The organism is Methylobacterium sp. WL119 (assembly GCF_008039875.1).
Classification (GTDB): domain Bacteria; phylum Pseudomonadota; class Alphaproteobacteria; order Rhizobiales; family Beijerinckiaceae; genus Methylobacterium.
Map to the genome: position 1 here is coordinate 1 of NZ_VRUU01000113.1, position 14,390 is coordinate 14,390.

Annotated in this window: 14 protein-coding genes; 9 read left to right on the forward strand and 5 right to left on the reverse strand. The window is 71.6% G+C overall.

Translation table 11 applies throughout. From position 1 onward, the window contains the following. The coding region (locus FV227_RS24550; protein WP_246686237.1) for a GTP-binding protein at nt 1-124 on the reverse strand (124 nt) is incomplete at its 3' end. 312 nt (nt 125-436) lie between these two features. On the opposite strand from FV227_RS24550, the gene FV227_RS24555 reads away from it, so the two are divergent. Next, on the forward strand, nt 437-1,300 hold the full coding sequence (locus tag FV227_RS24555; protein WP_147726252.1) for a porin family protein: 864 nt from the start codon (nt 437-439) through the stop codon (nt 1,298-1,300). Nucleotides 1,301-1,421: 121 nt separating this feature from the next. Here the strand turns inward: FV227_RS24555 and FV227_RS24560 are convergent, their stop codons facing one another. Then, nucleotides 1,422-1,829 carry a PaaI family thioesterase gene (locus FV227_RS24560; protein ID WP_147726253.1) on the reverse strand — a complete coding sequence of 136 codons (408 nt, stop codon included), beginning with the start codon at nt 1,827-1,829 and terminating at the stop codon, nt 1,422-1,424. 247 nt (nt 1,830-2,076) lie between these two features. Between FV227_RS24560 and FV227_RS24565 the strand changes: the two genes are divergently transcribed. From FV227_RS24565 to FV227_RS24590, 6 genes are all read left to right on the forward strand, one after another. Beyond that, nucleotides 2,077-3,108, forward strand: a complete 1,032-nt coding sequence (locus FV227_RS24565; RefSeq protein ID WP_147726254.1) for a cyclase family protein — start codon at nt 2,077-2,079, stop codon at nt 3,106-3,108. Between the two features lie 15 nt (nt 3,109-3,123). Next, entirely contained in the window at nt 3,124-4,074 is a 951-nt protein-coding gene (locus FV227_RS24570) for a 3-hydroxyacyl-CoA dehydrogenase family protein (RefSeq protein ID WP_147726255.1), read from the forward strand. A gap of 40 nt (nt 4,075-4,114) precedes the next feature. Continuing rightward, nucleotides 4,115-4,873, forward strand: a complete 759-nt coding sequence (locus FV227_RS24575; protein WP_147726256.1) for an SDR family oxidoreductase — start codon at nt 4,115-4,117, stop codon at nt 4,871-4,873. A 10-nt stretch (nt 4,874-4,883) separates the two neighbouring features. Then, nucleotides 4,884-5,768, forward strand: coding sequence for a 3-keto-5-aminohexanoate cleavage protein (locus FV227_RS24580; RefSeq protein WP_147726257.1), 885 nt, complete (start codon nt 4,884-4,886; stop codon nt 5,766-5,768). A 76-nt stretch (nt 5,769-5,844) separates the two neighbouring features. Further along, complete coding sequence (locus FV227_RS24585) at nt 5,845-7,059, forward strand: acetyl-CoA C-acyltransferase (protein WP_147726258.1); 1,215 nt, start codon at nt 5,845-5,847, stop codon at nt 7,057-7,059. A gap of 100 nt (nt 7,060-7,159) precedes the next feature. Next, nucleotides 7,160-7,582, forward strand: coding sequence for an organic hydroperoxide resistance protein (locus FV227_RS24590; RefSeq protein ID WP_147726259.1), 423 nt, complete (start codon nt 7,160-7,162; stop codon nt 7,580-7,582). Nucleotides 7,583-7,709: 127 nt separating this feature from the next. Here the strand turns inward: FV227_RS24590 and FV227_RS24595 are convergent, their stop codons facing one another. The 3 genes from FV227_RS24595 to FV227_RS24605 form a co-directional block, all read right to left on the reverse strand. Then, on the reverse strand, nt 7,710-8,099 hold the full coding sequence (locus FV227_RS24595) for a type II toxin-antitoxin system death-on-curing family toxin (RefSeq protein WP_147726260.1): 390 nt from the start codon (nt 8,097-8,099) through the stop codon (nt 7,710-7,712). Next, nucleotides 8,096-8,521, reverse strand: a complete 426-nt coding sequence (locus FV227_RS24600; protein WP_147726261.1) for a hypothetical protein — start codon at nt 8,519-8,521, stop codon at nt 8,096-8,098. Before FV227_RS24600 ends, FV227_RS24595 begins: the two co-directional genes overlap by 4 nt. A gap of 63 nt (nt 8,522-8,584) precedes the next feature. After that, nucleotides 8,585-10,474 carry a M3 family oligoendopeptidase gene (locus FV227_RS24605; protein WP_147726262.1) on the reverse strand — a complete coding sequence of 630 codons (1,890 nt, stop codon included), beginning with the start codon at nt 10,472-10,474 and terminating at the stop codon, nt 8,585-8,587. Between the two features lie 285 nt (nt 10,475-10,759). Between FV227_RS24605 and FV227_RS24610 the strand changes: the two genes are divergently transcribed. Then, on the forward strand, nt 10,760-12,253 hold the full coding sequence (locus FV227_RS24610) for a sigma-54 dependent transcriptional regulator (RefSeq protein WP_147726263.1): 1,494 nt from the start codon (nt 10,760-10,762) through the stop codon (nt 12,251-12,253). 162 nt (nt 12,254-12,415) lie between these two features. Beyond that, a partial coding sequence (locus FV227_RS24615; RefSeq protein ID WP_147860123.1) for a L,D-transpeptidase family protein occupies nt 12,416-14,390 on the forward strand: 1,975 nt, incomplete at its 3' end.

Consider the following 14,390-nt stretch of genomic DNA (forward strand, 5'->3'; position numbering starts at 1 on the left):
CCCCGCCGGACTCCGCCAAGACCTTCGTGATCGCCGCCGTCAGCGACGTCTTGCCGTGGTCGACGTGACCGATCGTGCCGATGTTGCAGTGCGGCTTCGTGCGGGCAAACTTCTCTTTGGCCATGGTTCCCGTTCCTGCGGCAGGGCCCGCGCACGGGCGCACCCGATCTCGACTCTCGCCCGGCTCGCGGGGGAGCCCCGGCGAAAGGCGCGGTCGGATTAGAGGCTCGCCGTCCTTTGATCAAGGGCCGGCGCCCCGGCCGCGCCCGCCGCCGGCCCGACGGGGCAGGCCGGCGGCGATTCGGTCGGGCAAGGTTGTCCGTGGCGCCACCGCTGCATTTGGGCCGCACTGTGGCACGGCGGGCATAGTTGCCCGGGCATGCTTACGCTTAAGTGGGGCCAGAGCCATTCGGGACAGTCTTCAGGTACCCCTCACATGACGAAGAAGCTTCTCCTCGCCTCGACCGTGCTGGCCGGCATGACCGCCGTCGCCTCCGCCGCCGACCTGCCGCGCCGCGAGCCCCCGCCGGTCTTCACCCCGATCCCGGTCTTCACCTGGACCGGCTTCTACGCCGGCCTCGAGTCGACCTACACCTTCACCGACCGCCAGCGGATCACCACCACCGGCATCTCGCCCGCGAACGTCGCCAACGTGCAGGCCCTGCGTCGTCCGCCGCTGGCCACCACCGAGACCGACGGCATCGGCAAGATCGGCGGCACCGCGGGCTACAACTATCAGTTCACCCCGGGCTCCGGCTTCGTCCTCGGCGGCGCCGTCAGCGTCGACTGGACCGACATCCACAAGGGCCGCTTCAGCCTCGACGCTCCGAGCGTCGTCGGCGGCGCGCCGAACCCGAACTACTTCCGCCAGAGCCTGGAATATCTCGGCACCGTCACCGGCCGCGTCGGCTACGCCTTCGACCGGTTCATGGTCTACGGGACCGGCGGCTTCGCCTTCGGCGAGGTCCAGTACGATGCCAACTTTTACACCCCCGGCGGCGCCCTCGCCTTCGCCGGCCGCACCAACAACCTCGAGACCGGTTACGCCTACGGCGGCGGCGTCGAGTACGCGATCCCGACCGACAGCTTCCTGAACACCTTCGCCTTCGCGAAGTATCTCGGCCTGAAGTACGACGCCGTGACGATCAAGGCCGAGTACCTCCACTACGACCTCGGCAGCCGCAACGTCATCGTCGGCTCGTTCAACGGTGTCGGCCCGGGCGCCGGCTACATCTCGCGCTTCCGCACCGAGGGTAGCATCATCCGCGCTGGCTTCAACTACAAGTTCGGCGGCCTCTAAGGTCTTCGCCGGAGGGTGATCCCTCCGGCCCCTTGCAAGGTTGCGATGAAGCCCCGGGCGCATGCGTCCGGGGCTTTTTTCGTGTCGGCGGCGGCCGCTTTCGTCGATGTTCGCGCCCGCCTTACGCTGCAGGCGCCGGCTCGCTGCGGGCAGGCTTGAACAGGCCGCTCGCCGTCGCCACCAGATCGCCGCCCTCCCCGCGGATCTCCGCCTCGCAGAACAGAACCGAGCGCCCGCCGCGCACCACGAACCCTTCGGCCAGCAGCACGCCGCGGCCGGGGGCGAGGAAGCGGGTCTGCATGTCGAGGGTGAGCACCGGCCGCCCGGCGGCGAGCCGCGCCGCCGTCCCCATGGCGATGTCGAGCAGCGTGCAGATCACCCCGCCATGGGCGATGCCGAGGTTGTTGCCGTGGTCGTCGCGCAGCCTCAGCCGCAGCCGGGTGCGTCCCTCGGCATAGCTGAGCGCCTCGACGCCGCAGAGCCGCGCGAACGGGATGTCGGCTCCGAAGATCGTATCCTGCTCGCGCATCGGCTGCTCCGGCCCTCGCCCGTTTCGAAGGTCCGGTATGCGGGCGCTCGCGCGCCCTGACAAATCCGCCCGGCTTCGTCGCTCCGGCCGCGACCCGGTCGTTGACAGACCGGTATGGCCGGACGGACGATGCGGCCAACGGGATCCGCCAAGGATCCGCCTTCAGGGATGGACGCATGCGCCCGGCTCCGGCACCCGCCGCGCCCCGGATCTGCGAGGGCAGAACCGATACCGGCAGGACGCGCCGATGACCGAGCCGCGCTGGCGCCGCCGGCCCGAGGGCTCGACCTGGGGCGATTACGGCCCTGAGGACCAACTCGGCCGCGTCAACGGGCTCGATGCGGCCAAGGTGCTGCAGGGCGTCGCGGAGGTCCGCGTGGGCCGGACCTTCTGCCTCAGCCTGCCCCTCGACCTGCCCGGCGGCAACGTCCTGAACCAGCGCCGCCACCCGCCGCGCCTCAGCCCGACGGTCCGGGCCAACGGCCGGCCTGTGACCAACTTTCGGGTCTGCGAGGAGGTCGACGGCGCCACCGACGTGATCTGCGACGACCGGGTGATGCTCTATCTGCAATACTCGACGCAGTGGGACAGCCTCGCCCATGTCGGCGGCCTGTTCGACGCCGACGGGGACGGAACGCCGAAACCCGTCTACTACAACGGTTTCCGCGGCGGCCTCGACGTGACGGGTCCGAGCGAGGCGGCCGAGGTCGAGGCCCCGTCGCGCGCGCGCCGTCTCGGCATCGAGCGCTTGGCCGAGCACGGCATGCAGGGCCGCGGCGTGATGGTCGACCTGCGGGCGCATCACGGCGACGCCCGCACGCTCGTCGGCTACGACGCCCTGATGCGGATCCTGGAAGCCGACGGGGTCGCGGTCGAGCCCGGTGACATGGTCTGCCTGCATACGGGCTTCGCCGACCGCCTTTTGGCCTGGGGCGGCGATCCGGACCGGGACGCGGTGCACCGCATCTGCGCCGTCCTCGATGGCCGCGACGCGAGGCTGCTCGCCTGGATCACCGACACCGGGCTCTCCGCGCTGATCGCCGACAACTACGCGGTCGAGGCCTATCCGGCGCGGCCGGGCGGGGCGTGCTGCGCGATCCTGCCGCTGCACGAGCACTGCCTGTTCAAGCTCGGGCTGCCGCTGGGCGAGCTCTGGCACCTGACCCCGCTGGCGAGTTGGCTCAGGGCGAACGGGCGCCATCGCTTCCTGCTCACCGCGCCGCCCCTGCGGCTTCCCGGCGCCGTCGGCTCGCCGGCGACGCCGATCGCCACCGTCTGACCGGAGGAGGACATCATGGCCGAGATCGCCGTCGTCGGGGCCGGGCTGATGGGTCACGGCATCGCCCTGGTCCTGGCGCTCGGCGGCCATGCCGTCCGCCTCACGGACAGCCGCGCCGAGACCCTTGATGCGGTGCCCGCCCTGATGGCCTCCGCGCTCGCGACCTTGGCGGAAGCCGGCGTCGCGCCGAACGGGTGGACCGCCGACCGCCTCGCCGCGGCTGTGCGGCTTTCGCCGGACCTCGCGGCCACGGTCGACGGGGCGAGCCTCGTCGTCGAGGCGATCACCGAGGACCCGGAGGCGAAGCGCACGCTGTTCTCCGAGCTCGACGGGCTCTGCGCCGCCGACGCGGTGATCGCCAGCAACACCAGCTACCTCGACGTCTTCCCGCTGATCCCGGCCGGGCGGCAGCCGCGCGCCCTCGTCGCGCACTGGTACACGCCCCCCTACATCATCGATCTCGTCGACGTGGTGCCGGGTCCCGAGACGCGGCCGGAGGTGGTGGCCGAGATCCGCGACCTCGTCGTCGGGCTCGGCCAGGTGCCGATCGTCCTCAAGCGCTTCGTGCCGGGCTACGTCGCCAACCGCATCCAGTCGGCGATCACCGCCGAGGTGCACCACCTCCTCGACGAAGGCTACGCCACCCCGCGCGAGATCGACGACGCCATCGTGCACGGGCTCTCGCTGCGCATCCCGATTCTCGGCCACCTTGCCAAGGCGGACTTCACCGGTCTCGACCTGCAGCGCCGGGCGCTCGCCAACGCGAGCTACGCCCCGCCCCCGCCGCGCACCCGGTCGGGCAGCCTCGACGCCCTCTGCGCCGAGGGCCGGACCGGGGTGATGGCCGGGCGCGGCTACTTCGACTGGGGCGGCCGCGACCCGGCGGAGCTGTTCCGCGAGCGCGACCGCAAGCTGCTCGCCCTTAAGGCGGCGATGCGCGGCATCGGCCGGATGGAGGGCACGTGAGCGTCCGCCGCCGACCTCCGATCGCAGACGGGAGCACACCATGATCGGCGCCGACCTTCGCGGCAAAGCCGTCCTCGTCACCGGGGCGTCCTCCGGCATCGGCCTGGCCGCCGCCACGCTGTTCGCGCGCAACGGGGCCGCGGTCGCCCTGAACCACCTCGCGGACGACCCACGCGGCCCGGAGGCCGCCGGGCGTCTGCGCGCGGACGGCTTCTCCGTCACGGCGGTCGCCGGCGACGTCTCCCGCGCAGGCGAGGCGGAGGTGATGGTGGCCGAGGCGATCGCGACGCTCGGCGGCCTTGACGTGCTGATCAACAATGCCGGCACCTCGGGCACGCAGGCGCCGATCGCCTTCGAGGACCTCGACGCGATGACCGAGGATTTCTGGGATTCGATCCTGTCGACCAACCTCGTCGGCCCCTATCGCTGCGCGCGGGCCGCCGCCCCCGCCCTGCGGGCGCGCCGCGGCGCCATCGTCAACACCGCCTCGGTCGCCGGCCTCGGGCGGCGCGGCTCCAGCATCGCCTACTCGGCGAGCAAGGCCGGGCTCGTGAACCTGACGCGCTCGCTCGCCCGGGCGCTCGCCCCCGAGATCCGCGTCAACGCGGTCGCGCCGGGCCTCGTGGCCACGCCCTGGACCGCGAACTGGCCCGAGGCGCGCAAGGCGGCGACCGTCGCCAACACCCTGATGGCGCGCCTGGCCGAGCCCGAGGACATCGCCGAGGCGATGCTCTTCCTCGCCGCCGGCGGGGCCTACATCACCGGCGAGACGCTGGTGGTCGACGGCGGGATGATCTGAGGAGACGGCGATGTCGCAGAAGACCGTGATCACCTGCGCCCTGACGGGCTCGTTCGACACGCCGTCGAAGAACCCGGCGGTGCCGGTCAGCCCGGTGGCCATTGCCCGCTCGGCGCTCGAGGCGGCCGAGGCCGGCGCCGCGGTGGTGCACATCCACGTCCGCCACCCCGAGACCGCGGCGCCGAGCATGGAGCTCGCGCATTACCGCGAGGTGGTGGAGCGCATCCGCGAGCGCAACGCCAACGTGATCCTCAACCTGACCACGGGCGCCGGCGGGCGCTTCGTGCCGGGCGCGTCCGATCCGGCCGCGGCGGGGCCCGGCACCCTCTTCGAGACTCCGGCGGTGCGCACCCGCCACGTGAGCGCGCTCAGGCCGGAACTCTGCACCCTCGACGTCGCGACGATGAACTTCGGCGAGAACCTTTTCCTCAACACCCCGGCGCACCTGCGCGCCATGGCCGAGGCGATCCGCGCCGCCGGCGTGCGGCCGGAGATCGAGGTGTTCGACCTCGGCCACATCGCGCTCGCCCGCCACCTCATCGCCGAGGGGCATCTCGCGGCGCCGCCGCTGTTTCAGATCTGCCTGGGCATCCCGTGGGGGGCGCCGGCCGACCCCGAGACCCTGGTGCAGATGCGCGCGCGGCTGCCGGCCGACGCGGTCTGGTCGGCCTTCGGCATCGGCCGGGCCGAGTTCCCGATGGTGGCGCTCGCCGCCAGCATGGGCGGCAACGTCCGGGTCGGCCTGGAGGACAACCTCTACCTCGCCCGCGGACGCCTGGCGCCGAGCAACGCCGCGCTCGTCGAGAAGGCGGTGACGCTGCTGTCGCTCATCGACTGCGCACCGGCGAGCCCGGCCGAGGCGCGCGCGATCTTCGGGCTCGCCGCGCGCGGTTGAGCCGGCCGGCCGGATCCGGCACACCGCCTGTCTTCCCGATACGGGCGGGATCGGCCCCGCCAAGGACCAGCACACCATGCGTGAAGCCGTCATCGTCTCGACCGCGCGGACCCCGATCGGCAAGGCCTATCGCGGCGCCTTCAACGACACCCAGGCGCAGGCGCTCGGCGGCCACGCGATCGCCCACGCGCTCTCCCGCGCCGGCATCGCGCCGGAGGAAGCCGGCACGCTGATCGGCGACGTGATCCTCGGGGCCGCCCTGCAGCAGGGCTCCACCGGCACCAACATCGCGCGGCAATCCGCCCTGCGGGCCGGGCTCCCGGCTTCGGTGGCGGGGATGAGCGTCGACCGGCAATGCGCCTCGGGGCTGATGGCGATCGCCACCGCCGCCAAGCAGATCGTCGTCGACGGCATGCAGGCCGCGATCGGCGGCGGCCTCGAATCGATCTCGCTCGTCCAGAACGAGCACCTGAACCGCTTCCGCGCCGAGGATGCGGCGCTCACCGCGATGGCCCCGCACGTCTACATGTCGATGCTGGAGACCGCCGAGATCGTCGCCGCCCGCTACGGCATCGATCGGGAGGCGCAGGACCGCTACGCGCTGCAGTCGCAGCACCGCACCGCCGAGGCCCAGGCCAACCGGCGCTTCGCCGACGAGATCGTGCCGCTGGCGACCGAGATGGCGGTCGTCGACAAGGCGACCGGTGCCGTGACGAAGCGCGCGGTGACGCTCTCGCAGGACGAGGGCAACCGGCCGCAGACCCGGCTCGAGGACCTTTCCGCCCTGAAGCCGGTGTTCCGCAACGGGCAGGCCGTCGCCGAGGGCGCGTTCATCACCGCCGGCAACGCGAGCCAGCTCTCGGACGGCGCCTCGGCCTGCGTGCTGATGGAGGCGCGGGAGGCCGAGCGGCGCGGGCTGCAGCCGCTCGGCGCCTATCGCGGCATGGCGGTCGCCGGCTGCGCGCCCGACGAGATGGGCATTGGCCCGGTCTTCGCCGTGCCCAAGCTTCTCGAGCAGCACGGGCTCACCGTCGGCGACATCGACCTGTGGGAGCTGAACGAGGCCTTCGCGGTCCAGGTCCTGTATTGCCGCGACCGCCTCGGCATTCCCGACGAGCGCCTCAACGTCGACGGCGGCGCGATCGCGATCGGCCATCCCTACGGCATGTCCGGCGCGCGCATGACCGGGCACCTGCTGATCGAGGGGCGCCGCCGGGGCGCCAAGTACGGCGTGGTCACGATGTGCGTGGGCGGCGGCATGGGCGCGGCCGGCCTGTTCGAGATCTTCTGAACGCGCGACATCGGTTGCGCGCAACCTAGTTTCGTGGGATGAAGGGTCACCGATCGCCCGCGAGCGGGTGCGTGATTCCCAACGCCGACAGGAGACGACGATGCAGGCTCTCTACACCGCCCACGCCCACGCCACCGGCGGCCGCGAAGGATCCGCCGCGACCGACGACAGCCGTCTCGGCGTTGGGCTCTCGACCCCGAAGGAGCTCGGCGGCAACGGCGGCCCGGGCAGCAACCCCGAGCAGCTCTTCGCCGCCGGCTACGCCGCCTGCTTCCTCGGCGCGATCAAGTTCGTCGCCGCCCAGGACAAGGTGAAGGTGCCCGAGGACGCCCGCGTCGACGCCGAGGTCGGCATCGGCAAGCGCGACGACGGCACCGGCTTCGGCCTCACCGTCAGCCTCAAGGCCAGTCTGCCGGGCATCGATGCCGAGAAGGCCGCCGACCTCGTGAAGCGCGCCGACGTGGTCTGCCCGTACTCGCACGCCACCCGCGGCAACATCCGGGTCGACGTCGCCGCCGTCTGATCGCGGCCGGAACCAAGACCGAAAAGACCCGCGACGGGGCACCCCGTCGCGGGTCTTTTCGTATGCAGCCCCTGGTCTCCGCCGTGATCGTCCAACCTTCTCACGCCGACCCTTATGCCTTCCGGCTTCAGGCCGGCGGACACCCGTCGTCGATCCAGCGCACCAGGTCGGGCTCCCCGATCGCGCCGGCGGCAAGCGCCATGATGACAGTTGTCGCCTCGGCCGGATGGGGCGCGAACGGCCGGCCGTTCAGGATCAGGAAGGCGAGCATCGCCATGAAGCCCGCGCGCTTGTTGCCGTCCATGAAGGGATGGTTGCGCACGATGCCGAAGCCGTAGGCCGCCGCGAGTTCGGCAATCGATGCGGTCTCGTAGCGCCACTTGTTGATCGGACGCGCGAGCGCGGATTCCAGCGCGCCCTCATCGCGGATGCCGACGGCGCCCCCGAAGACGCGAAGCTGCCGAGCATGGGCGTCGATCACGTCCGCGACGGTGAGCCACTCGGGCTCGACCGTCACTTCGCCAGATCAGTCAGGGTGGTGCGGTAGCGGACCATGATGTCGTCCATGATGGCCGCGACCGTCTCGCGATGGCCCCGATCTGATTGCGCTGGCGGCTCCCAGATCGTGCCGGACTTCACGAAGCGCGCCTTGCGGACGCGTCCACGCCGCTTCTCGCCTTTGGCATCCCGCGCGATGCGGAAGCCGCGTGCCGTCAGCAGATCGCCGATCAGGGCACCCGACGACTGTATCGCGTGCGTGCGCGTCGCGGCATCGAACGTCGCGATGATCGGCTCGATGTCCCACACCGCCGCCTGCACGGCCGGAATCTCCAGACGGCTGAGAAGCTCGTACTGCGGGAGAAGATCCGGTCGGGTGAGCACGTCCCTGAGCGGACGTGCTTCGGGGCGATCGAAGAAGGCGGCATGGCTGGCGTTCATGAAGGCCTCCGTCTCGCGGCCAACCTAGGAAGCCCACGCCGCCGGTGTCAACGTGCGCCGTCGCTACGTCGACGTGGCGAGGTTCGGCTCCTCCATCCCCTCCAGCTCCGCGATCATGCCCTCGATCATGCCGAGGCCGATCTGCCAGAAGCCGGGATCGCGGGCGTCGAGGCCGAACGGGGCCAGGAGCTCGCCGTAGGGCTTCGAGCCGCCGGCCGAGAGCAGGGCGAAATAGCGCTCGACGAAGCCGCCCTCCGCCTTCGCGTAGACCCCGTAGAGCGAGTTCACCAGGCAGTCGCCGAAGGCGTAGGCGTAGACGTAGAACGGCGAGTGGATGAAGTGCGGGATGTAGGCCCAGAACGGCTCGTATCCGGCATCGAGCGTGATCGCCGGGCCGAGCGATTCGGCCTGCACCGACATCCACAGGCCGTTGATCTGCTCCGCGGTGAGCTCGCCCTCGGCACGCGCGAGGTGGACCTTGCGCTCGAACGAGTAGAACGCGATCTGGCGCACCACCGTGTTGATCATGTCCTCGACCTTGGCGGCCAGCATCGCCCGGCGCTGGGTCGTGTTGGTCGTCGCCGCGAGCAGGCGCCGGAAGGTCAGCATCTCGCCGAACACGCTGGCGGTCTCGGCCAGGGTCAGCGGCGTCGGTGCCATCAGCGCGCCGTTGTGGCCGGCCAGCACCTGATGCACGCCGTGGCCGAGCTCGTGCGCGAGCGTCATCACGTCCCGCGGCTTGCCCTGGTAGTTGACCAGCACGTAGGGGTGGACCGAAGGCACCGTCGGGTGTGCGAAGGCGCCGGGCGCCTTGCCGGGCCGCGTCGGCGCGTCGATCCAGCGCCGGTCGAAGAAGTCCCGCGCGATGCCGGCCATCTTCGGCGAGAACGCGCCGTAGGCGTCGAGCACCGTGTCGCGCGCCTCGGTCCACGGGATGGTGCGCTGCTCGACCTTCGGCAGCGGCGCGTTGCGGTCCCAGTAGGGCAGCGCCTCGACGCCGAACCACTTGGCCTTCAGCTGGTAGTAGCGGTGCGAGAGCCGCGGATAGGCCTCGCGAACGGCATCGACCAGCGCCGCGACCACCTCGGGCTCGACGCGGTTCGAGAGGTGGCGGGCATCCGCCACGTCCTTGAAGCCGCGCCAGCGGTCCGAGATCTCCTTATCCTTGGCCAGCGTGTTGGTGATCAGCGTGAACACCCGCAGGTTCTCACGGAACACCTCGCTCAGCGCCCCGGCCGCCTCCCGGCGGACCTCGCCGTCCGGGTCCTGGAGCTTGTTCAGCGTCGGCTCCAGGGGCAGCCGCTCCCCCTGGACGGGGAAGCGCAGGGCCGCGATGGTCTCGTTGAACAGGCGGTCCCAGGCCGCGTTCGCGGTGACGGATTTCTCCAGGAACAGCTTCTCGATCCGGTCCTCGAGCTGGAACGGCTTTTCGCGGCGCAGATCCTCGATCCACGGGGCGTAGCGAGCGAGCGGCCCGGCGGACATCGCCACGTCGAGAACACCGTCCTCGATCCGGTTGAGCTCGAGCGCGAAGAACAGCAGGTTTCCGGAGGCGTCGGTGAGGCGCTCGCGGGTGTCGCCGTAGAACTTCGCCCGCGCCTCGTCGGTGGTGTCGCCGGAATAGACCAGCCCGGCATAGGACATCAGGCGGCCGAGCAGCTCCTCGATCGCCTCGTAGGCCGCGACAGCGGCGGCGAGCTTGCCCGAGGCGTCGGGCCCGCTCGCGAGCTGCGCGATCTTCCCGGCGTAGGTCTCGGAGAACGAACGGCAATCCGTTTCCGCCTTCGCGAGGTCGCGGCGGAAGTCCGGCGCGTCCAGGCCGGAATACAGGTCGGCGAGGTCCCATTCGGGAAGCGGCCCGAGATCGACTGCGTGGGCCGCGGCACGCGCCGCGGAGGCGCCCTCGGCGCTCCGGAGGGGCGACCCTGCGGGGGCGAAGGCTCGGGCGGACATGATTCCTCGCATGGATCCTCGGTTCGTTGCCGGCGTGTCGCCCGCGCGGGGCCCGACGGGCCCTTCCCGCCTCATATCGAGCGCGATCGACGGCGTTCAACCGAATTCGGCGGCCGCCGGGGATGCAAGCGGCGCCTGCGGCAAATCTCCCGTCGTCGTTAAGCGGGGCTTTACGCATCTGGGCGACGCTCCGGCTCGAAACGAAACACCCGCCGGTCGTGCCGGGTGCCGGGTCCCGCGAGGTCCGGCGCCGCGGTCGACCCGCGGCAGCGAGGAAAAGCCCGCATGGCGACAACGGTCCTGATCGTCGACGACGATCCCGTTCAGCGTCGTCTCGCCGAGGCGACGGTGCGCCGCTTCGGCTTCGAGGCGAAGCTCGCGGAGAACGGTGCGGACGCGCTCGCGCTGCTGCGGACCCAGCCCGAGATCGACGTGGTGCTGCTCGACCTCGTCATGCCCGGCGGCCTCGACGGCCTCGGCGTGCTCGCCGAGATGCGGAAATCCGGCCTCGACACCCCGGTCATCGTCCAGACCGCCAACGGCTCGATCGACGCCGTCGTCACCGCGATGCGCGCCGGCGCCGTCGACTTCGTGGTCAAGCCCGCCGGCGCCGAGCGGCTGCAGGTCTCGATCAAGAACGCGCTCCGGGTCGACCACCTGGAGGAGGAGGTCCGGCGCATGCGCCGCCGCGCCTCCGGCTCGCTCAGCTTCAAGGACCTCACCTCGAAGTCGCCCGACATGGAGCGGGTGATCCGGCTCGCCGAACGCGCCGCGAAATCCAACATCCCGGTGCTGATCGAGGGCGAATCCGGCGTCGGCAAGGAGGTGCTGGCGCGCGCGATCCAGGGATCGGGCGAGCGGCGCGGAAAGCCCTTCGTCACGGTCAATTGCGGGGCGATCCCCGACAATCTCGTCGAATCGACCCTGTTCGGGCACGAGAAGGGCGCCTTCACCGGCGCCACCGAGCGCCATGCCGGCAAGTTCGTGGAGGCGTCCGGCGGGACGCTGTTCCTCGACGAGATCGGCGAGCTGCCCCTCGATGCGCAGGTGAAGCTGCTGCGCGCGCTGCAGGAGGGCGAGGTCGACCCGGTCGGGGGCAAGCGCAGCGTGCGCGTCGACATCCGCCTGGTCTCGGCGACGAACCGCTCGCTGCTCGACCTCGTCAAGGAGGGCCGCTTCCGCGAGGACCTGTACTATCGCCTCAACGTCTTCCCGATGACCCTGCCGCCGCTCCGCGCCCGGCGCGAGGACGTGCCCGACCTGGTGCGCTCGTTCTGCGCCCGGTTCGCGGCCGAGGAAGGCAAGCGCGTCCGCGCGATCACCCCCGAGGCGATGGCGCTGCTGACCCGATACGGCTGGCCCGGCAACGTCCGCCAGCTCGAGAACGCGCTGTTCCGCGCGGTGGTGCTCGCCGACGGCGACGAGCTGACGGTGGCCGAGTTCCCGCAGATCGCCGCCCAGGTCGAGGGCTTCGACGTCCGCATCCCGGCGGCGCCCGTGCAGCCGATGCTGTCGGCCCATTCGCCCGAGCCGGTGCGCGAGATCGTCCGCGTCGAGGTGCGCGACCCCCACGCGATGTCGCTGGTGGTCGAGGACACCGGCGAGATGAAGCCGATGGATGCGCTGGAGGCCGAGATCATCCGCTTCGCGCTGCAATTCTATCGCGGCCGGATGTCGGAGGTGTCGCGCCGCCTCGGAATCGGCCGGTCCACCCTGTATCGCAAGCTCAAGGATCTCGGGCTCGACGGCGACGACAAGGCCGAAGAGGCCGCGGCCTGATCCGGCCCGAGGGCCGACGCCTGACCGATAGGCTCGGCGCATCAGGCACTTGCAGGCACGCGACGGCGCGAGCGGAGGGGGTGCGATTGCGCACGACCGGGCTTGCGCCGATACTGATAAGGTTGTGGGCGGCCTCGAGGTCGGTCCCCAGGAGGTTCGCAGATGGGCGTCTCGCGCTCGGCCAAAGCAGCCCTGGCCGTCCTGTTGGCCGGCTCCGTCGCGCAGGGCGCCCTTTCCACGGCGGCCTTCGCCCGCGGTGGTCTGGACGACATCCCGCCCGCCGCCGCCGTCGCCACCGCGACCCCGGACAAGGCCGTCGCCGCCGATAAGGCGCCCGCATCCGATCCGGCCGCGGTCGCGGATCCGAGCCTGCCGCCGCCGGCCACCGGCCTCGAGGCGGTAACTCCGTCCGAGCCGCCGAAGGCCAATCCGGCCCAGACCGAGGCGCCCGGACCGGAGCGTCCGGCGGTCGCCGCGGCGCCCACCGTGCCGAGCGACCCGCAGGCGGCCGCCGTGTTCAACCGGCTGGCCTCGCCTGCCCCGCTGCTCGCCCGCCTGACGACGAAGGAGCGCGAGGCGATCCAGGCGTTCTACGCGCTCGGCGCCTTCAAGCCGGTCTGGATCGTGGACGGCGTCTACACGCCGGCGGCGAAGGCCGTGGCCGCACGCCTCGCGGCGGCGCCCGAGGACGGCCTCGACGCTCGCGCCTATCCGGTGCCGGCGCTCCCGAAGGCGGGGAAAGCCGACATCGCCGGCAAGACGGAAAGCCCCGCCAAGGCCGAGGATCTGGCCGCCGTCGCGGAGGCCGACCTGAAGCTCTCGGCCGCCGCCGCCCTCTATGCCCGCGACGCGCGCGGCGGGCGGATCAACCTGGCCGCGATCTCGCGGCTGATCACGCCGACCCTCGATCTGCCGGCCGCCGACACGGTCCTGGCGAGCCTCGCCGGCGCAGGCGGCACCGCCGGCGACCTGCTCCAGGCCTACAATCCGCGCTCCCCCGGCTATCTCGCCCTCAAGAGCCGCCTGTCGGTGGCACGCGCGCCGGCCGCGACGGACGATGCGGGTCCGGCGACCACCCTGCGCCTGCCGCCCGGTCCGGCCCTGCGCGTCGGCATGCGCGATGCGCGCGTGCCCCTGCTGCGCGCCCATTTCGATCTGGAGAGCCGGAAGGCCGGCACCCTCGACGTCCCCCCGGGCGATCCGGAGGATTACGATTCCGGCGTCGCCGCGGCGGTCGCCAAGTTCCAGCGCGGCCGCGGCCTGCCCGGCAACGGCGTCCTCAACGTCCAGACGGTGGTGGCGCTGGCGCAGGGCGCCAGGCAGGCGAGTGCGGTGCGGCCGGTGGGCGACGACGCGGCGCTGATCGTCAACATGGAGCGCTGGCGCTGGCTCGGCACCGATCTCGGGCCCGACTACGTGCTGGTCAACGTGCCGGAATTCCGCCTGCGCGTGTTCCGCGACGGACGCCCGCGCGACGAGGCCCGCGTCATCGTCGGCAAGCCGGATTCGCGCACGCCCCTGTTCTCGGGGCTGATGGAATACGCGGTGGTGAACCCGTCGTGGTACGTGCCGCCCTCGATCCTGAAGACGATGCTGCCCAAGATCGCGAGCTACGGCGGCAGCACCTGGGGCGGCTACGAGATCGTGCGCCGCGGCGGCCACGTCTCGCTGCGCCAGCCGCCGGGCGAGAAGAACGCGCTCGGCTTCATCAAGTTCATGTTCCCCAACCAGCATGCCGTGTACCTGCACGACACGCCGAACCGCTCGCTGTTCTCGCGTTCGGAACGGGCCCTCAGCCACGGCTGCGTCCGCGTCGACGACCCGTTCCGCTTCGCCGACGTGGTCCTGCCGAACTGGACCGAGGAGCGCCTGAAGAAGCTCGTCGGCAAGGGCGAGCGCACCATCCGCCTGGAGCACAAGCTGCCGGTGCACCTCGCCTACTTCACCGCCACCGTCGACGACGGCGGCAGCTACCGCACGCTGCCCGACCTCTACGGCTACGATGCACCGATGCGGGCGGCCCTGGGCCTCGGCGGTGGCGGCGGTGCGGTCGCTAAGGTCTCGCCGGCGGTCCGGCCGTCCGAGCCGACGCGCCGGACGGCCGAGGCACTGGCGCCGCCGCCGCCGCGGGCGAAGC